The organism is Stenotrophomonas sp. GL_111 (genome assembly GCF_057835245.1).
This window is the reverse complement of record NZ_CM174421.1, coordinates 3,998,562-4,017,247: the sequence shown is the minus strand read 5'-3', so window position 1 is coordinate 4,017,247 and position 18,686 is coordinate 3,998,562. Positions and strand designations below refer to the sequence as shown.

Sequence of the window (18,686 nt, the reverse complement as noted above, 5' to 3'; positions counted from 1 at the left end):
GCCCATGTTTGGCAGCAACAAATCCAACCGCGACGGACATCTGGTCGTGGACGCATTGATCGGCGCGCAGGTGGTGATCCGCGGCGATGTGGAATTCAGCGGTGGCCTGTACGTGGAAGGCACCATCCTGGGCAAGGTGATCGCCCAGGAAGGCGCCGCCAACGCGACCATCACCCTGGCCGAGCAGGGCAACATCGAGGGCGAGATCCGCGCCCAGGTGGTGGTGATCAGTGGCCGGCTGGACGGGGATGTCCATGCCAGCGAGAAGGTCGAACTGACCCCGACCGCACGGGTTACCGGCAACATCCACTACCAGGTGGTGGAGATGAACGCCGGTGCCCAGCTGACCGGCCGCCTGATCCACGCCAGCGCCCAGCAGATGGCCCTGCCGGCGCCGGCCGAGGACAGCGCCAGCAACGGCAAGGATGGGGCGGCCCGCAAGAAGCTCGCCGAAGCCATGGCCTGAACGGCCACGGCTTGAAAGCGTGCCCATGCACCCCCATGCTGGGGGCATGAGCACGCTTGTTTCCCTGCCCGGCGCACCCGCGGCCGCGCCGAACTACCAATCGCTGGACCGTCCCCTGAACTTCACCGAAGCCGCTGCGGCCAAAGTGAAGGAACTGATCCAGGACGAGGCCAGCACTTCGCTCGCCCTGCGTGTGTACATCCAGGGCGGCGGTTGCTCGGGTTTCCAGTACGGTTTCGAGTTCGATGAGAACCGCGCCGAGGATGACCTGGCCGTGGACACCAACGGGGTGACCCTGCTGGTGGACCCGCTGAGCCTGCAGTACCTGATGGGCGCCGAGGTGGACTACACCGAGAGCCTGACCGGGGCGCAGTTCGTGATCCGCAATCCGAATGCCAAGACCACCTGCGGCTGCGGTAGCAGTTTCAGCATGTAAGGGGGCCGCATCGGTCCACACGGAGCGATGCCGCTTGCCACTGTCGTCGAATGTGGGCAGGCTCTAGCGATGTCTCTACTTTCTTCGCCGCTCTCCGGTTTCGCCTTCACCACCCACCCACTCGAACGCGCCGATACGCTGCGCGATGACGCCGATGCGTTGTCGCGGCTGTGGCCGGACGCGCACATCCTGGTGCTCGACGCCGATGGCCGCGCGCTGGCGGGCGAGGACGGCCAGCCGCTGGCGCTGACCGGCGCGCAGGTCGGTGGTGGCCCGGGGACCGCGATCTTCCTCGGCCTGCGCGAAGGGCGCGCCTGGTTCTCGCAGGAAGCCGCCGCCCTCACCGTGACCGCGCCCCAGCGGGTGGACCTGCGCGAGTCGGCCAACAGCTGGTCGGCCGCCGATGCCAGCGCCTTCTGCTATGCCCGGGGCATGTCGTACTGGCAGTCGCGCACGCGCTTCTGCGGCGTCTGTGGCGGTGCGGTGACCTTCACCCGTGGCGGCTTCATCGGCCGCTGTGCGCAGTGCAATACCGAGCACTATCCGCGGGTGGATCCGGCCGTGATCGTGGCGGTGGAAAACAACGGCCGCCTGTTGCTGGGCCGCCAGGCCAACTGGGCGCCGCGGCGCTATTCGGTGCTGGCCGGTTTCGTCGAGCCCGGCGAGTCGCTGGAGCAGACCGTGGTCCGCGAGGTGTTCGAGGAGAGCAAGGTACGCGTGCGCGAGTGCCGCTACCTGGGCACCCAGCCCTGGCCGTTCCCGGGCGCACTGATGCTGGGCTTCAGCGCCACCGCCGAAGACGACGTGCCGACCGTGGACGGCGAGCTGGAGGACGCGCGCTGGTTCAGTGTTGAAGAGGTTGGCGCCGCGTTGGCCCGCGATGTTGAAGACGACGGCGAGGGGATCCGGCTGTCGCCGCCGATCTCGATTTCACGCAGCCTGATCGAGCACTGGTACCGCCAACAGGTGGGCTGACCGGGGCGCCGCGTTGCCGCTGGCTGAACACGCGGCAGCGTACATTACCAACGGCCCGGGGAATTGCCGGGCCGCAAGGCATAGTAGCGGCCAGAAACCGCGCGGAGGCATACATGTTCACCACCCTGGTCGCCGTGCTGGTCGCCCTGGCCCTGGGCCATGTCGCGCCTGCCGCGGCGGTAGCGCTGCGGCGCTTCGGGTTGTACCGGCGCTGGCTGCAATGGCTGGGCGCGCGTGCCGGTGAAACCGGCTTCTGGCGCAGCCGCCAGGGCTGGCTGCTGGCGCTGCTGCCGTTCGTGCTGGTGCTGCTGCTGGTGCAATGGTGGGCGCACGACCGCCTGTTCGGGCTGCCCTCGTTGTTGCTGGGCATCGCGGCCCTGGTGATCTGCTGGGGCCCGCGTGACCTGGATCGCGATGTCGAGGCGATCATCGATGCCGATGACGCGCCGACCCGGCACGCCACCATCGCGCAACTCCAGTCCGCCGGAGGCAGCCTGCACGAAGACGTGCCCTCGCTGGTCGAGGCCACCGTGCTCAACGCGCTGCGGCGCTGGTTCGCGGTGCTGTTCTGGTTCCTGCTGCTGGGCCCGGTAGGCGCTTTGGCCTACCGCCTGCTGGCGTTGCTGGCCGAAGGCCCGTTGCGCTCGCTGGCGGCCGTTGAGACCGTGGCCGGTGCACGCGCCGCGTTGTCGTGGCTGGAGTGGCCGGTGGCGCAGCTGATGTCGCTGTCGATGGCACTGGTGGGGAATTTCGACACCGCCTTCAAGGCCTGGCGCGAGGCGCACGGCAACCGCTGGGTCGCCTCCACCGGGTTTCTGGGTGCGGTGGCGCGCGCCAGCGTGAGCGCGGAACTGCGCGAAGATGCGCATGACTACAGCGATGCCGGCATGGTGCCGGTATGGCGTCGCCTGCCTGAGCTGCGCGATGCGATGAGCCTGGTCTGGCGGATGCTGCTGCTGTGGATGGCCGCGCTGGCGTTGCTGGTGATTGCAGGCTGGGTGGCGTAACCGCACGATCTGCCGGGGCGATCAGCCCGAGACCGGAGCCAGCCAGGAGAACGGTGGCCAGGGCAGGTTGCGGGCGATGGCGTAGCCGACCAGCAGGACCAACCAGAAGGTCGGGCTGGCCAGAATCCGGAGCAGAGGATCGAGCGCGCGCATGCGCACGCCGGCGCCGTTGAGCAGCATCAGCAGCAGGAACGGCAGCGAGATCACCATCAACGGGTTCATCGCCAGTGCGCCCTGCCAGTCCAGGTGGACCAGCGAATACAGGCAGCGCGTGCTGCCGCAGCCGGGGCAGTACAACCCGGTGAGCGCGTACAGCGGGCAGCCCGGTAGCGGACTGTTGCTGGCATAGGGGCTGACGTTGCGCAGCACCACGGTGGCACCGGCCGCAAGACCGAGTGCGACGGCCGACGGTATCCAGCGCTGCAGGCGTGGCGGAAGAGACAGATTCATTGCGATGGAACAGCCGGGCCCAGGCCCCGGTGGGGGCTGGACCCGGCCATGCGCTGGATCAGTAGCTGGAGCCGCTCATCGCGCCCATGCCGCCCAGGGCGACCATGAAGATCACGTACAGCACGATGCCGACAACACCGATGATGGCCGACCACATGGCCCACTTCTTGGCCTTGTCCGAGGATTCGCGCGCACCGGCGACGTCACCGGCGGCCAGCTTGCCATTGACCTGAGCGGCATAGACGATCGAGACGATGCCGGCCGGCAGGCAGCAGAACAGGGTGGTCAGGATGGCCCAGACCAGGTTGTTGGGGACTTGCGGGGCAGTGGCGTTCATGGGTGAAGCTCCGTTTTTTTAGGTGAATTGAACGTGGGTGAATCAAAGGTCGGAAAGAGCGCCCAACACGGCGATGCCACCGAACAGGCCGAACCACAACAGCAACAGGATCGGCATGACCAGCGCGGAAGCCAGTGCCCACCAACCCGCCTTGCGTGAAGCAGCGTACGCCCCTTCCAGATCGCCGGCCGCACGGCGGCCGTCCACCTGCGCGGCATACACGATCGACACCACGCCCAGCGGCAGGCAGCAGAACAGCGTTGTCAGGATCGCCCAGACCAGATAGTTGGGGACCACGACGGCCGGCGGGTTGAGTGGTGGCGGGTGATTCAAGTGCAACTCCATTCCTTTGGTGGTCGTCCAGCATCGCCAAATGCCGGAAGACACCCCCTATGGGGGGGTAATCTACCCGATGTTGTGGGTGGATGTATGCGTTTACATCGCCTGGCCGCGGCTACGCACGCTTGGCCCAGGCCGCTTCCAGCCCGGTCACGCGCTCAGGCCTGGTCGGCACGCAGTGTGCGCACCCGTGCTTCCAGCGTCTCGGCGGTGGCCTGTTGACCCTCCACCGGGGGGCCGGCCACCACCTCGACGTGGGCGCGGAACCGGCGCGGAACGCGCATCCGGCCCAGCCGGGTATCGCGCCGGCTCCACATGCTGGACCACATGCCGCGCAGCGCCATCGGCACCACCGGCACCGGGCGGCGCTCCAGGATCTTCTCGACGCCGGACTTGAACGCGGCCATCTCGCCATCCTTGGTCAACGCGCCCTCCGGGAAGATGCACACCAGTTCGCCCTCGGCCAGCGCCTTGTCGACCTCGTCGAAGGCCGCTTGCATCAGCGCCGGGTTCTCGCGCGCACCGGCAATGGGGATCGCCTTGGCGGTGCGGAAGATCCAGCGCATCACCGGAATGTTGAAGATCTTGTAGTACATGACGAAGCGCACCGGGCGCGGAATCGTCGCCGACAGGATCAGCGCATCCATGTAGCTGACGTGGTTGCACACGATCAGCGCGGCGCCATCGTCGGGCACGTTGGCTTCGATGCCATGCACGCGCAGGCGGTACAGCGTGCGCACCATCACCCAGCTGAGGAAGCGCATCAGGAATTCGGGGACGATGGTGAAGATGTAGATCGCCACCACGGCGTTGGCGATGGCCAGTGCCAGGAACAGCTGCGGGATGGTCCAGTGCAGGAACTTCTGCGTGGCCAGCGCGATCATCGCCGCACCGACGATGAAGCCGGAGTTCTGGATGTTGAGCGCGGCAAACACGCGCGACATCTCCGACTTCGGCGTGCGGCTCTGGATCAGCGCGAACAGCGGCACCACGAAGAAGCCGGTGAACAGGCCGATGCCGATCAGGTCGATGATGATGCGTACGCTGCCCGGTGCGGCCACGAAGGCTGACACGCTCAGGCCGGCGGCCGTGGCGGTGCCGGCGCGCGCGAAATACAGGTCGAGCATGAAGGCGGTCATGCCGAAGGCGCCCAGCGGTACCAGGCCGATTTCCACGGTGCGCCCGGACAGCTTTTCGCACAGCAGCGAACCGACCCCGGTACCCACCGAGAACAGCGCCAGCGCAAAGATGTACAGGGTGGGCTCGCCGCCCAGGTTGACCACCGCGTAGGTGGGCAGCTGCGAGGTCAGCATGGTGCCGACGAACCAGAACCAGGACACGCCGAGGATGGCGTTGCGCACCGCCTTCTGCTTCCGGGCCAGGCGCAGCACCGCCAGCGATTCGGGGATGGGGTTCCAGTTGATCTTCAGGTCCGGCGCACCGGCATCCACCTTGGGGATCATCCGCGCGGTGATGTTGCCGAAGATGGCCAGCGCGATCACCGCCGTGGCGGCTACCACCGGGCCGAAGCTGCCGGCCAGGGTAAAGATGATGCCGCCGCTGATCATGCCGGTCAGGATCGACATCGAGGTGCCCATCTCGACCAGACCATTGCCGCCGGTAAGTTCTTCCGGCTTGAGTACCGAGGGCAGCACCGAGTATTTGACCGGGCCGAACAGGGTGGATTGCAGGCCGGTACAGAACAGCGCGATCAGCAGGATCGGCATGCTCTGGGTCAGGAAGCCGACCGCGGCCAGCGACATGATCACGATCTCCATCGTGGTGGTGATCACGATCAGTCGCGATTTTTCCAGTTTCTCGGCGATCTGCCCGGCCAGGGCGGAGAACAGGAAGTAGGGCAGGATGAAGATGGCCGGCGCCAGCGTGGTGTACAGCGATTGTTCGGCCTGGCTGACGCCCAGGTAGAACAGCAGCCCGATGATGGCCTGGCGGTACACGTTGTCGTTGAAGGCACCCAACGACTGCACGATGAAGAACGGCAGGAAACGGCGCTGCTTGAGCAGGGCGAACTGGCTGTGGCCGGACATGGAAACTCCTTGCGAACCGGCGCAGCCTAGCACTGTCGCCGTTGCCCGGGCATCGCAGCACCGCCGGGGCGGCGCTGCCAGTGTGGTTCAGACGATGTCGTCGACCACCCCACCGTCCACGCGCAGGGCGGCCCCGGAGGTCGCCGAGGCCTGCGGGGACGCCAGGTACACGACCATGTTGGCCACTTCCTCCACGCTGGCCGCGCGCTGGATCACCGAACTGGGGCGGTGGGCCATGACGAATTCGCGGCCGATCTGCTCCAGTGACTTGCCGGTACGCACGCGTTCTTCTTCCATCATCGCGGCGAAGCCGTCGGACAGGGTCGGGCCGGGCAGCACCGCATTGACGGTGACGCCGCTGCCGGCGACGCGTTTGGCCAGCCCGCGCGACAGGCCGAGCAGCGCGGTCTTGGTGACCCCGTAATGGATCATGTCGGCGGGAATGTTGCGTGCCGATTCCGAAGACAGGAACAGCACCCGGCCCCAGCCACGTTCAACCATGCCAGGCAGCAGCGCGCGCGACAGGCGCACGCCGGACATCACGTTGGTCTGCCAGTACTGCTCCCAGGTGGCGTCGTCGGTGTCGAAGAAGTCCTGCGGGCCGAAGATGCCGGCATTGTTGACCAGGATGTCCACCGCCGGCAGTTCGGCCAGCAGGGTGTCGACGCCGGCCGCGTCGGACAGGTCGGCCGCGGCGCCGAGCAGGCGGGCATCGGGGAGGGCATCGCGTAGCGTGGCCAGCGCCTTGTCCACCGAGGCCTGGCTGCGGCCGTTGACGACCACCTGCGCACCGGCGGCGGCCAGCCCGTGGGCGATGCCATGGCCGATGCCGGCGGTGGAGGCGGTGACCAGGGCGGTCTTGCCGGAGAGATTGAGCTGCATGGGGCGGATCCTTGAACGGGAAGGGCAGCCCCAGTCTGCGCGGCCCCCTGTGGTGGCCGCGCATGGGGCACAGGGAACAGATCGGGACGCATCCCGGCCTGGACCAGTGCGGATGCTGCAACGTTGCATTGCACGCGGCCGCGCGTGCGGTTCATCAGCTCAGCGCAGCGTGCGTGCGGCCTCGTTGGCGGCGCTGCGCAGCTTGGGCAGCAGCCGCAGCATCAGGCCCATCTGGGTACGGATCAGCTGCAGCTTGGGCGGCATCGCATCGGTGATCTGTTCCAGCTGCTCGGCCAGGGCGCGGTCGCCCTCGTTCGCTTCCTCGGCGACCGGCTCGCGCTGTTCCAGCGCGGCGGCAATCTGCTGCATCGCCTGTTCCACGCGCTCGCCGCCGGACAACGCCAGCGGATCCTGCGCGTAACTGTCCAGTTGCGCACGGTGCGCGCCCAATGCCGAGAGATGGCCGAGCAGGGTGTTGGACAGCGCCAGGAAGCGGAAGCCGGCATCCAGGTTGCGGCGCACGTGGCCGGGCTCGCGCAGCATGTTGGACAGCGCGGTGGACAGCGCCGCGTCGGCGTTGTGCATGTCGCGGCGCGCGATGCGGTAGGCCAGGTCGTCCTGCATGCCGCTGCCGTATTGGCCCAGCACCGCATCCAGGTAGCGCGCGCAGTTGGTCAGCACGCGCGCCATCACCAGATTCAGGCGCCGGCCCTGCCAGTCGGGCAGGATCAGGAAGGCAGCGGCCGCGGCGATCGCACAGCCCAGCAGGGTATCGATCAGGCGCGGCCAGATCAGCAGGAAGCCGTCGCCGATCAGGTTGAAGCAGGTCAGCGCCATCACCGTGATCGCCGCCGAGGCCACCAAGTAGCGGTCGCTGCGGGTGAAGAAGAACAGCAGCGCCGACAACAGTGCGATCAGCAGTTCGATGCGCAGGTCCTGGAACAGCTGCAGCAATGCCCAGGTCAGCACCAGCCCGATCAGGGTGCCGGCGATACGTTGTGCCAGGCGCTGGCGGGTGGCGCCGAAGTGCGGGCGGCACACGAACACGATGGTCAGCAGCACCCAGGAACCGTTCTGTGCGTTGAACAGGCGGATCGCGGCGAAGCCCACCACCAGCGCCAGGGCCATGCGCAGACCGTGCCGGAACAGCACCGAGCCGGGGGTGAGCTGCTGGCGGATGCGCACGCCCATTTCGCGCAGGGTGTGCGGGTTGGTGTCGCGCAGGCGGGTATCGACGTTGTCCAGGGTGGATTCGGATTGCGCCGCTTCGGACAGGCGCCGTTCGATGCTCTGCAGGTTGTGGCCGAGCAGGTCCAGCGAGGACAGCAGGCGCTGCCATTGCGGGTTGCCCTGTGCACGCAGCCAGGTCAGCGAGTCGGTGAGGTCGGCGGTGGCCTGTTTGGTGCGCTCGCCGTACTGGAACGGCCGACGCAGCCGGATGGCCTGGCCCAGGTTGGCACAGGCCTCGCCCTGCAGGGCGAGCAGGCGCTGGCAGCGGTACAGCACATCGCTGTGGAAGAACGCTTCGGTCAGCGCGCCGTAGGGGTAGTGCGAGGAGCTGGCGCGTTCGTGGAAATCCTGGGCCATGTAGTACATGCGCAGGTACAGGCCGGACTGCACGCCGGGCCGGCCGGAGCGACCGAAGCGGGCCAGGATGGCGGTCTTGGCGATGTTGAGGGCCTCGACCACGCGCCGGTTCTGTTCGGCCAGGGCGAGCTGGCGCTGCTGCACGTCGGCATCGCGCACCGGTTCGAACAGGTCGGCCTTGAGCTGCAGGTAGCGGCCCAGTTCCAGATAGAGGCGGGCCAGGCGTTCGCGCACGGGACGGTTGGCGAACAACGCCGTCCACAGGATCGAGAGCAGGCCGTACCAGAGTGCGCCGGCGAGCAGGTGGCTGACCGCGACGAGGGCCTGGGCGCGGTCACTGGCACCGTGCTGCTCCAGCCCGATCATGGTGTAGATGGCCAGGGTGACGGTGGCCTGGGCGATGGAGGCATAGCGCTCGCCCAGTGCGCCGAGCAGGGTCAGGCCGAAGGTGGAGACGGCCAGTGCCGCGATGAACAGCCAGGGCCACGCGAACAGTTCGACCACCGCGGCGGCCGCGGCGACGAAGCACAGCAGTGACAGCGCAACCGATTTTGTCCGGCCCCACCAGTTGTCGTCGGTTTCGGCGATGGCGCTGGCGATGATGCCCAGGAACACCCCGGGCAGCGCGGTCAGATCGTCCAGGTACCAGCACAGCCCCATGGCCACGGACAACGCAATGAACACCCGCAAGCCATAGCTGGCCTTTTCGTGCGCCCACAGGCGGCTCAGGCGGGAGTCTCGGGCGGTCATGCGGGCTCGGCGTACGGGGGCGGCCCATTATTGCGTGTGGCAGGTGAAGGGGACACCGGCAATCGGATTGCCGACGGCAATGCCGGCCAGCGGCCGGCACTCCCTGGGGATCAGGCGCGTGCGGCGCGTGCCAGCAGTTTCTTCTCGCGGCGGCGCGCACGGCGGGCGACCCAGCGCTCGCGCAGGCACGAGAAGATCACGTACAGCGCCGGGGTGCTGAGCAGGGTCAGGCTCTGCGAGAACAGCAGCCCGCCGATCATCGCGATGCCCAGCGGGCGGCGCAGCTCGGAACCCTCGCCCAGCCCGATCGCCAGCGGCACCGCGGCGAGGATGGCGACCATGGTGGTCATCATGATCGGGCGGAAGCGCACGATGCTGGCTTCGCGCACGGCGTCGCGCGGGGACATGCCATGCACGCGCTGCGCGACCAGGGCGAAGTCGATCATCATGATCGCGTTCTTCTTGACGATACCGATCAGCAGCACCAGCGCGATCATCGAGATCACTGACAACTCGGTGTTGGTCACGAACAACGCCAGCAGCGCGCCGACGCCGGCCGCCGGCAGCGTGGACAGGATGGTGACCGGGTGCACCAGGCTTTCGTACAGCATGCCCAGCACCAGGTACACGGTGATGATCGCCGCCAGCACCAGGATCAGCATCGAGTTCGGATTGAGCTGCACGTTGAAGCCGCCACCATCGGAGATGCGGATGTCGCCGGGCATGCGCAGGCCATCCACGGTGGCCTTGATGATCGCCTCGCCATCGCCGGTACTCACGCCGGGGGCCAGGTTGTAGCTCAGGTCCATCGTGGTGTACTGGTTTTCGTGGGTGATCTGCGGCGGGGCCAGCCCCGGCACCTGGTGCGCCACCGCGGTGATCGGCACCATCTCGCCATTGGCGGCGCGCACGTAGATCTCATCCAGTGCCCGCGGCGTGGCGGTCTGCTCGGGCAGCGCATTGACCACCACGCTGTACTGGTTGATATCCGAGTAGATGGTGGAGATCTGGCGCTGGCCGAAGGCGCCATACAGCGCACCGTCGATCGCACCCACCGACACGCCCAGGCGGGCGGCCTTGTCACGGTCGATCACGATGTTCTGGCGTAACCCGGCCGTGTCCACGTCGGTGCCGACGTCGCGCAGCTTGGGGTTCTTCTTCAGTGCGGCCTGCAGCTTGGGCAGCCATTCCTGCAACTGGGCCAGGTCGTTGCCCTGCAGCGAGACGCGGTACTGCGCGCCCTGGCTGTTGCCGCCGCCGCCATCGCTGGGCAGATCCTGGATGGCGCGCAGGCGCAGCTGCAGGTCGGGGTAACGGTCGGCCTTGGCACTCAGGCGTGCCAGCGCCAGCGCCGTGGTTTCGCGGCGTCCCTCGCTGCGGGTCTTCAGTTCGATGTTGAACTGCGCGCTGGAGCCCTGGCGGCCACTGCCCAGGCGCACGCCGACGGTCTTCACCGCCGGGTCGCCCATCAGCATGTCGGTGATGCGGCGCTGGCGGTTGACCATGTCCTCGAAGGACACCGTGGCGCTGGAATTGGCCCGGCCCCAGATCAGGCCGGTGTCCTGCGGCGGGAACGAGCCTTTCTTGACCGCACCGCCGAGCATCACCGTGGCCACGATCAGCAGGATCGGGGTCAGCGACAACAGCAGTGCGTGGCGCAGCGAGAAGTCCAGGCACACCGTGTAGATACGCAGCATGCGGTCATGCACGCCGTCCAGGAAACGGCCGATCCGCGACGGCTTGGCCGGTTCGGCATGCGCGCTCAGGAAGCGGCTGCACAGCGCCGGGGTCAGGGTCAGCGAGACGATCATCGAGACCACGATCGCCGCCACCAGGGTGACGGTGAACTCGCGGAAGAACGCACCGATCATGCCGCTGGCGAACAGCAGCGGGATGAACACGGCCACCAGCGAGGCGGTGATCGAGACGATGGTGAAGCCGATCTCGCGCGCGCCAGCCAGCGCCGCCTGCATGCGGGTCATGCCCTCATCGAGGTGGCGCATGATGTTCTCGATCACCACGATCGCATCATCGACGACGAAGCCAATGGCGATGACCAGCGCCAGCAGGCTGAGGTTGTTCAAGGTGAAGCCGAAGACGTACATCACCAGCGCCGAGCCGGCCAGCGACAGTGGCACGGTGATCGCCGCGATCAGGGTCGGGGCGAGCCGGCGCAGGAACAGCGCCATGGTCAGGATCACCATCGCCAGGCTGATCAGCAGGGTGATCTGCACTTCATGCAGCGACGAGCGGATGGTCGGGGTGCGGTCGAAGTACGGGGTGAGGACGGTGCCCGGCTGCAGGTAGTCGCGCAGCATCGGGATCTGCGCCTTGACCCGGTCCACGGTCTCCACGATGTTGGCCCCCGCGCGGGTGAATACATACATCACCACGGCCGGTTTGTGGTTGAACCAGGCGGCCTGGTAGGCGTCCTGCTGGCCGTCATAGACGTTGGCCACGTCCTTGAGCCGGATCACCCGGCCATCGGCCTGGGTCTTGATCACCAGGTTGGCGAAGTCGGCCGCGCGGGCCACCGAATCGTTGGCGATGATCGCCGTGGTGGTGTTGCCGTCGCTGAGGAAGCCGGTGGGCGAGGTGACGTTGGCCGCGCGCACCGCGTTGCGCAGGTCATCGGGGGTGAGGTTGAGCGCGTTGAGCAGGCGCAGGTTGACGTCCACCCGCACGGCGGGCGTGGAGGCGCCGGCGATATCCACCGACGACACCCCGCTGATCTGGCGGATGCGCTGGGCCAGCAGTGAATCGGCGACGTTGTAGAGCTCGTCGGCCGACTGCGTCTGCGAGGTGAGCGCGATGGCGATCACCGGGTCGTCGTTCGGGTTGGCTTTCTGGTACATCGGCGAGCCCAGCCCGGAGGGCAGGTCGGCCTGCGCCGAGTTGATCGCAGTCTGTACGTCCAGCGCGGCGGAATCGATGTCCACGCCACTCTGGAAAATCATGAACACCAGCGAGCTGCCTTCCGAACTGGAAGAGCGCATCTGGTCGATGCCGGGCAGCTGGCCGAGGTGGCGCTCCAGCGGCGCGGTGACCGTGGAGGCCATGGTGGTCGCGTCCGCGCCGGACTGGCTGGCGTGCACGAAGATCACCGGGATCTGGATGTTCGGCAGCGCCGAGACACCCAGTTTGAGATAGCAGATCAGGCCGATCGCGAACAGGCCGATGGCCAGCAGCGTGGTGCCGATCGGGCGGCGGATGAACGGCCCGGAGATGTTCATGCGTGCACCGCCACGGTGCCGGACGCCAGCCGGTTCATGCGGGGTCCTGCGCGGCCGGGGCGTCGCGCAGCGCGCGCTGTTCGCGGCGCTGGCGTAGCCATTCGGAGAAGCGCTCCATATACAGGTAGATCACCGGGGTGGTGTACAGGGTGACCAGCTGGGACAGCAGCAGGCCGCCAACGATGGCGATGCCCAGCGGCCGGCGCAGTTCCGAGCCGATGCCGGTACCCAGCGCCAGCGGCAGCGCGCCGAGCATGGCCGCGGCGGTGGTCATCATGATCGGGCGGAAGCGCAGCAGGCAGGCGCGGCGGATCGCGTCGTGCGCGTTGGCACCGGCACGCCGGGCCTCGATGGCGAAGTCGACCATCATGATGCCGTTCTTCTTGACGATGCCGATCAGCAGCACGATGCCGACGATGCCATCCACCGACAGCGGCAGCCCGCAGGCCATCAGCGCCAGCAGCGCACCGACGCCGGCCGGTGGCAGGGTCGAGATGATGGTGATCGGGTGGATGTAGCTTTCATACAGCACGCCGAGCACGATGTAGATCACCACCAGCGAGGCCAGCAGCAGCCACACCACGTCGGTCTGGCTGCCGGTGAACTCGGCGGCCTTGCCGATGAACTGCGCATGCACCTGCGAGGGCATGTCCAGGCTGTCCTTGGTTTCCTCGATCGCCTTGACCGCATCGGACAGCGAATAGCCCGGCGCGATGTTGAACGACACCGTCACCGCCGGCAGCTGCTGCTGGTGGCTGACCACCAGTGGCGTGCTGGTGACCTTGCCTTCGGCCAGCGCGGCCAGCGGGATGATGTTGCCGGCGCCGACCGGAATGCCGGTGTTCTGCGCGCCGATGCCGGTGGCGGTGGACGAGTTGGACGAGGTGACCTGACCGAAGTTGGTGGCATTGCTGCCGGTCAGCGCACCGGCACCGTTGGAGGCCACCGCGAGCTGGTTCATCAGCGCGGTGCTGGTGCGGAATTCCGGTGCCACTTCGAGCACGACCCGGTACTGGTTGAGCTCGGTGAAGATGGTCGAGATCTGGCGCTGGCCGAACGCGTCGTACAGGGTGTCGTCGATGGTCTGCATCGGCACGCCAAGCACGCTGGCCTTGTCGCGGTCGATGGTCAGCTCCAGCGCACGCCCCTGGTTGGACAGGTTGTTGTCCACGTCGGCCAGCTCCGGGCGCTGGCGCAGCGCTTCGGTCATGCGGGTGGCCTGCAGCGCGACCTGCGCGCTGTCCACATCCGACAGCGAGTACTGGTACTCGGTGGCGGCCACGCGGGTGTCCAGAGTGACGTCCTGCACCGGCTTGAGGTACAGCGCCACGCCGGGAATGCCGGCCACGGCCTTCTGCAGGCGCGGCAGGATCTCGTCCAGGCCGTCGCGGTCGCCACGCTCCTTGAGCACGATCGACAGCTGGCCCTGGTTGAGCGTGGGATTCATGCTGCCGGCGCCGATGAAGGCCGACACGCCGGTCACCGCCGGGTCCTTGCGCAGCGCTTCGGCCACGGCCTTGGTGCGCTGTTCCATCTGTGGGAAGGCGATGTTCTGGTCGGCCTGGACCACGCCGGTGATCAGCCCGGTGTCCTGCTCGGGCAGCAGGCCCTTGGGAATCACCACGTACAGCAGCACGGTCAGCACCAGTGCGCCGGCCGCCACGGCCAGGGTCATGCGCTGGTGTTCGAGCACCCAGTCCAGGCTGCGCTCGTAGGCACCCACGGTACGCGACCACAGGTTCTGCTTGCCGGCAGCGGCGGCACGCTCGTGCGCGTCCTCGCCTTCGGGCAGCGCATCGGGCTTGAGCAGGTAGGCGCACATCATCGGGGTGAGCGTCAGCGAGATCAGCATCGACAGCACCACCGCGATGCTCAGCACCCAGGCGAACTCATGGAACAGCCGGCCGGTGACGCCGGGCATCAGCAGCAACGGCAGGAACACCGCCACCAGCGAGATGGTCAGCGACAACACGGTGAAGCCGATCTGGCGCGCACCGATCTCGGCCGCTTCCTTACCGCTCTTGCCCTGTTCGATGTAACGCACGATGTTCTCGATCATCACGATCGCATCGTCGACCACGAAGCCGGTGGCCACCACCAGCGCCATCAGCGACAGATTGTCCAGCGACATGCCGGCGAAGGCCATCACCCCGAAGGTGCCGGCCAGCGACAGCGGCACCGCTACCGAGGGAATGATGGTGGCCCACAAGCGGCGCAGGAACACGAAGATCACCGCCACCACCAGGCAGATGGTCAGGATCAGGGTGAACTGCACTTCATGCACCGAGGCGCGGATGGTCTCGGTGCGGTCATTGAAGATTTCCAGGTGCACGTCGGCGGGCAGCACGTTCTGCAACTGCGGCAGCAACGCGCGGATGCGCTCGACGGTCTGCACGATGTTGGCACCGGGCTGGCGGCGCACTTCCAGCAGCACCGCCGGCTTGCCATCGGCCCAGGCGGCCAGCTGGTCGTTCTCCACCCCATCGAGCACCTCGGCCACGTCGGACAGCCGCACCGGGCGGCCGTTTTTGTAGCTGATGATGGTGCTGCGGTAGTCGGCGGCGCTGGTCAGCTGGTCGTTGGTACCGATGCTGTAGGACTGGGTCTTGCCGTTGAGCGAGCCTTTGGGTGCGTTGACGTTGGCCTGGGTCAGCGCGCTGCGCAGTTCTTCCAGGGTCAGGCCCATGTTGGACAGCTGCGCCGGGTTGACCTGGATGCGCACGGCCGGGCGTACGTTGCCGGCGATCGACACCAGGCCCACGCCCTGCACCTGCGACAGGCGCTGGGCCAGGATGGAGTCGGCGTAGTTGTTCACATCGCGCAGCGGGCGCGTATCCGAGGTGAGCTTGAGCGTGACGATCGCCGCATCGGCCGGGTTCACCCGGTTGTAGACCGGCTGGTAAGGCAGCGAGGAGGGCAGGGTGGCCTGACGGATCGCGGCCTGCACGTCCTGGGCGGCGATGTCGATGTTCCGGTCCATCGAGAACTGCAGGATGATCGTGGACAGCCCGGCCGAGGAGTCCGAGGTCATGATCTCCAGCCCGGAGATCTGCCCGAACTGGCGCTCCAGCGGCGTGGTCACCAGCGAGGCCATGGTGGTGGCGTTCGCGCCCGGGTACTGGGTGGTCACCACCAGGCTGGGCGCATCGATCTCCGGCAGCGCCGATACCGGCAGCTGGCGGTAGCCGAGGATGCCGAGCAGCAACAGCCCCGCCATCAGCAGCGAGGTGGCGATCGGGCGGCGGATGAAGATCGTCGAAAAGCCCACGGGCGGATCCTTGGCGTTACGTCATGCTGCAGTGGAACAGGCGGGCGCCGGCCGCGAAGCCGACGCCAGGAACATCAGGCGGGCGCGATCAGCGCGGACCGCCACCGCGGCGGCTGCCACCGCCCTTCTGCTGCTGTTCGGCGGCCTTGAGCTCGGCCTCGGTCGGCGCGGCCGGGGTCTCGCCGGGCTTCAGCGCGGTGACCTTGCTGCCCGGCTTGAGCCGGAACTGGCCTTCGCTGACCACCCGCTCACCGCCCTTCAGGCCGTCGGTGATCTGCACATTGCTGTCGCCCACTTCCACGCCGCTCTTGATGGTCTGCATCACCACCGTGTTGTCCGGCTTGACGATGTAGACGTACTCGCCATCCGGGCCGCGCATCACGGCCTGGGTCGGAATCACCACGCCGCCGGCAATCGTGCGCAGCTGCATGCGCACGTTGACGAACTGGCCCGGCCACAGAATGTTGTCGGCGTTGTCGAACAGCGCACGGGCGCGGAAGGTGCCGCTGTCGCTGCTGATCTGGTTGTCCACCACGTCCAGTTTGCCGCCGTCGGTGAGCACGTGCGAATCGTTGCGGTCCAGCGCGGCGATGCCGACCGGGCCGGCCTGCTGGGCCTGGCGCACCTCGGGCAGCTGGCGCTCGGGCAGGTTGAACACCACGTGGATCGGGTGGATCTGGGTCAGGGTGACCAGCGCGGTGCCGGCGCTGACAATGTTGCCGGCGTCCACCGCGCGGATGCCGGCGATGCCGGAGATCGGCGCGGTCACGCGGGTGTACTGCAGCTGCACCTGGGCGGCACGCATGCTCGCCTCGTTGGCGGCCACCGCGCTCTCGAACTGCGCCACCTGGTTGCGCTGGGTGTCCAGGTCGGTCTTGGCGACGTACTGGCGGTATTCCGGCGAATTGGAACGCTGGTAGTTGGAGCGTGCGGTGGCCAGCTGGGCCTGGTTCTGGCGCTTGGCCGCGGCGGCCTCGTCGTAGCTGGCCTGCAGGGTGCGCGGGTCGATCTGCGCCAGCAGGTCGCCCTGCTTCACTTCCTGGCCTTCCTTGAAGTTCAGGCTGACCAGCTGGCCGCCGACCTGCGGGCTGACCGTGACGGTATTCATCGCCGCCACCGTGCCCAGCGCGCTGGCGTAGACCGGTACATCCTGGCGCGCTGCTTCAATCACGGTGACCGGGACCGGCCCGGTGTTGCGCTCCTCGCCGCCCTGGCCGGCACTGGCCGACGCCGCATCGCCCTTGGGCTTGCCGCCGCCGAGCATGCGCATGCCGATGAAGCCCACCACCAGCACTGCGACCACCAGCAGCACGATCTTCCAGAAACGCGACATTCAAAACTCCTGAGGCTGGCGGAGGGCAGGGCCCGGTTGGCTAGAGGCAAAGCATACCCGTCGGCTGCGGGCTTTCATGCATGACGGATGGGACGGGCGATCAGACCGGATGTGACCGGCCAGGTTCCATGGGTGAACGTCTGTAGCGGCAGAAAGTTACAGCGCGCCGCGCGCCGATGGCCTACATTCAGTTTCGACTGCCCTTCGTGCTTCGTGGAGATCCGCAATGCCCCGTCTGTCGCTGCTGCTGTCTGCCCTGCTGCTTGCCTGCCCCGCGCTGGCCGCGGCCGCCCCTGCCGAGCGCCCCGAAGTGACCGCGGCGGCGACCCGGCTCAAGGCCAAGGTGGTCGACTGGCGGCGCGATTTCCACCAGCACCCCGAGCTGTCCAACCGCGAAGAGCGCACCGCGGCCAAGGTCGCCGAGCAGCTGCGCGCGATGGGCCTCAAGCCCAAGACCGGGATCGCTCACCATGGCGTGGTGGCCATCATCAAGGGCGGCAAGCCCGGCCCGCGGATCGCCCTGCGCGCGGATATGGATGCGTTGCCGGTGACCGAGCAGACTGGCCTGGCGTTCGCCTCCAAGGCCACCAGCACCTACCGCGGCGAGCCGGTCGGGGTGATGCACGCCTGCGGCCACGACGCCCATACCGCCACCCTGTTGGGGGTAGCCGATGCGCTGGTGAAAATGCAGGCCAGCCTGCCCGGTGAAGTGATGCTGATCTTCCAGCCCTCCGAGGAAGGCGCACCGCCGCCGGAAGAGGGCGGTGCGTCGCTGATGCTCAAGGAAGGCCTGTTCGCCGACTTCAAGCCCGAAGCCGTGTTTGGCCTGCACGTGTTCTCCACCGTGCAGGCGGGGCAGATCGCGGTGCGCGGCGGCCCGCTGATGGCCGCGTCGGACCGCTTCGGCATCAAGGTCATCGGCCGCCAGACCCACGGGTCGGCGCCATGGAACGGGGTCGACCCGATCGTGGCCACCGCCGACCTGGTCGGCACCGCGCAGACCATCGTCAGCCGCCGGGCCAACCTGTCCAAGCAGCCGGCGGTACTGACCTTCGGCGCGATCAAGGGCGGCATCCGCTACAACATCATCCCCGACGAGGTGGAGATGGTGGGCACCATCCGCACCTTCGACGAGGGCATGCGCCAGCAGATCTTCGCCGACCTGCGCAACGTCGCCGAGCACACCGCCGCCGCCCACGGGGCCAAGGCGCAGACCGAGATCTACGAGTCCGAGGGCAACCCGGCCACGGTCAACGACCCGGCGCTGACCGCCCGCATGCTGCCCAGCCTGCAGGCCGTGGTGGGCAAGGACAACGTGTACGAGCCGCCGCTGCAGATGGGTGCCGAGGACTTCTCGCTGTATGCCAAGGAGGTGCCGGGCCTGTTCTTCTTCGTCGGCGCCACCAGCGAAGGCATCGACCCGGCGACCGCGCCGGCCAACCACTCGCCGAAGTTCCTGCTCGACGAGAAGGCGCTGGACGTGGGCTTGCGCGCGTTGCTGCAGGTGAGCCTGGACTACCTCAACGGCACCCCGGCCCCGGCTGCGGGCTGATTGCCAGCGCCGCGGGCGGCCGC

Annotated in this window: 14 protein-coding genes; 5 read left to right on the top strand and 9 right to left on the bottom strand. The window is 67.6% G+C overall.

Annotation, left to right across the window (positions count from 1 at the left end; translation table 11 throughout):
• Nucleotides 1–4 precede the first annotated feature (4 nt).
• The 4 genes from AC3IPM_RS17820 to ampE all read left to right on the top strand — a co-directional run bounded on the left by AC3IPM_RS17820 (nucleotide 5) and on the right by ampE (nucleotide 2,884).
• On the top strand, nucleotides 5–466 hold the full coding sequence (locus tag AC3IPM_RS17820; RefSeq protein WP_489301578.1) for a bactofilin family protein: 462 nt from the start codon (nucleotides 5–7) through the stop codon (nucleotides 464–466).
• Nucleotides 467–512: 46 nt separating this feature from the next.
• Nucleotides 513–902 carry an iron-sulfur cluster insertion protein ErpA gene (erpA, locus tag AC3IPM_RS17815; protein WP_489301577.1) on the top strand — a complete coding sequence of 130 codons (390 nt, stop codon included), beginning with the start codon at nucleotides 513–515 and terminating at the stop codon, nucleotides 900–902.
• Nucleotides 903–971: 69 nt separating this feature from the next.
• Entirely contained in the window at nucleotides 972–1,877 is a 906-nt protein-coding gene (gene nudC, locus AC3IPM_RS17810; RefSeq protein ID WP_489301576.1) for an NAD(+) diphosphatase, read from the top strand.
• Between the two features lie 113 nt (nucleotides 1,878–1,990).
• Complete coding sequence (ampE, locus tag AC3IPM_RS17805) at nucleotides 1,991–2,884, top strand: regulatory signaling modulator protein AmpE (RefSeq protein WP_489301575.1); 894 nt, start codon at nucleotides 1,991–1,993, stop codon at nucleotides 2,882–2,884.
• Nucleotides 2,885–2,905: 21 nt separating this feature from the next.
• Here the strand turns inward: ampE and AC3IPM_RS17800 are convergent, their stop codons facing one another.
• The 9 genes from AC3IPM_RS17800 to AC3IPM_RS17760 form a co-directional block, all read right to left on the bottom strand.
• Nucleotides 2,906–3,334, bottom strand: coding sequence for a DUF2752 domain-containing protein (locus tag AC3IPM_RS17800; protein WP_489301574.1), 429 nt, complete (start codon nucleotides 3,332–3,334; stop codon nucleotides 2,906–2,908).
• Nucleotides 3,335–3,392: 58 nt separating this feature from the next.
• Complete coding sequence (locus tag AC3IPM_RS17795; RefSeq protein WP_489301573.1) at nucleotides 3,393–3,671, bottom strand: CD225/dispanin family protein; 279 nt, start codon at nucleotides 3,669–3,671, stop codon at nucleotides 3,393–3,395.
• Between the two features lie 42 nt (nucleotides 3,672–3,713).
• Nucleotides 3,714–4,004, bottom strand: coding sequence for a CD225/dispanin family protein (locus AC3IPM_RS17790; protein ID WP_489301572.1), 291 nt, complete (start codon nucleotides 4,002–4,004; stop codon nucleotides 3,714–3,716).
• Nucleotides 4,005–4,168: 164 nt separating this feature from the next.
• The gene (locus tag AC3IPM_RS17785) at nucleotides 4,169–6,058 is read right to left on the bottom strand and encodes an MFS transporter (protein WP_489301571.1); all 1,890 of its coding nucleotides are present in this window, start codon (nucleotides 6,056–6,058) and stop codon (nucleotides 4,169–4,171) included.
• An 87-nt stretch (nucleotides 6,059–6,145) separates the two neighbouring features.
• On the bottom strand, nucleotides 6,146–6,940 hold the full coding sequence (locus AC3IPM_RS17780; RefSeq protein ID WP_489301570.1) for an SDR family NAD(P)-dependent oxidoreductase: 795 nt from the start codon (nucleotides 6,938–6,940) through the stop codon (nucleotides 6,146–6,148).
• A gap of 159 nt (nucleotides 6,941–7,099) precedes the next feature.
• Nucleotides 7,100–9,277, bottom strand: a complete 2,178-nt coding sequence (yccS, locus tag AC3IPM_RS17775) for a YccS family putative transporter (protein WP_489301569.1) — start codon at nucleotides 9,275–9,277, stop codon at nucleotides 7,100–7,102.
• A gap of 110 nt (nucleotides 9,278–9,387) precedes the next feature.
• Nucleotides 9,388–12,510: an efflux RND transporter permease subunit gene (locus AC3IPM_RS17770; protein ID WP_489301568.1), complete on the bottom strand. Its 3,123-nt coding sequence runs from the start codon at nucleotides 12,508–12,510 to the stop codon at nucleotides 9,388–9,390.
• A 34-nt stretch (nucleotides 12,511–12,544) separates the two neighbouring features.
• Entirely contained in the window at nucleotides 12,545–15,778 is a 3,234-nt protein-coding gene (locus AC3IPM_RS17765; RefSeq protein WP_489301567.1) for an efflux RND transporter permease subunit, read from the bottom strand.
• A gap of 88 nt (nucleotides 15,779–15,866) precedes the next feature.
• Complete coding sequence (locus tag AC3IPM_RS17760) at nucleotides 15,867–17,111, bottom strand: efflux RND transporter periplasmic adaptor subunit (protein WP_489301566.1); 1,245 nt, start codon at nucleotides 17,109–17,111, stop codon at nucleotides 15,867–15,869.
• A 226-nt stretch (nucleotides 17,112–17,337) separates the two neighbouring features.
• On the opposite strand from AC3IPM_RS17760, the gene AC3IPM_RS17755 reads away from it, so the two are divergent.
• Nucleotides 17,338–18,663 (top strand): M20 family metallopeptidase, encoded by a 1,326-nt coding sequence (locus tag AC3IPM_RS17755; protein ID WP_489301565.1) that lies wholly within the window; start codon nucleotides 17,338–17,340, stop codon nucleotides 18,661–18,663.
• Nucleotides 18,664–18,686: the final 23 nt, after the last annotated feature.

Excerpts from the sequence above, each read along its gene's own strand:
- AC3IPM_RS17820 (WP_489301578.1), top strand. The coding sequence starts at position 5 with ATGTTTGGCAGCAACAAATCCAACCGCGACGGACATCTGGTCGTGGAC.
- erpA (WP_489301577.1), top strand. The coding sequence starts at position 513 with ATGAGCACGCTTGTTTCCCTGCCCGGCGCACCCGCGGCCGCGCCGAAC.
- nudC (WP_489301576.1), top strand. The coding sequence starts at position 972 with ATGTCTCTACTTTCTTCGCCGCTCTCCGGTTTCGCCTTCACCACCCAC.
- ampE (WP_489301575.1), top strand. The coding sequence starts at position 1,991 with ATGTTCACCACCCTGGTCGCCGTGCTGGTCGCCCTGGCCCTGGGCCAT.
- AC3IPM_RS17800 (WP_489301574.1), bottom strand. The coding sequence starts at position 3,334 with ATGAATCTGTCTCTTCCGCCACGCCTGCAGCGCTGGATACCGTCGGCC.
- AC3IPM_RS17795 (WP_489301573.1), bottom strand. The coding sequence starts at position 3,671 with ATGAACGCCACTGCCCCGCAAGTCCCCAACAACCTGGTCTGGGCCATC.
- AC3IPM_RS17785 (WP_489301571.1), bottom strand. The coding sequence starts at position 6,058 with ATGTCCGGCCACAGCCAGTTCGCCCTGCTCAAGCAGCGCCGTTTCCTG.
- AC3IPM_RS17780 (WP_489301570.1), bottom strand. The coding sequence starts at position 6,940 with ATGCAGCTCAATCTCTCCGGCAAGACCGCCCTGGTCACCGCCTCCACC.
- yccS (WP_489301569.1), bottom strand. The coding sequence starts at position 9,277 with ATGACCGCCCGAGACTCCCGCCTGAGCCGCCTGTGGGCGCACGAAAAG.
- AC3IPM_RS17770 (WP_489301568.1), bottom strand. The coding sequence starts at position 12,510 with ATGAACATCTCCGGGCCGTTCATCCGCCGCCCGATCGGCACCACGCTG.
- AC3IPM_RS17760 (WP_489301566.1), bottom strand. The coding sequence starts at position 17,111 with ATGTCGCGTTTCTGGAAGATCGTGCTGCTGGTGGTCGCAGTGCTGGTG.
- AC3IPM_RS17755 (WP_489301565.1), top strand. The coding sequence starts at position 17,338 with ATGCCCCGTCTGTCGCTGCTGCTGTCTGCCCTGCTGCTTGCCTGCCCC.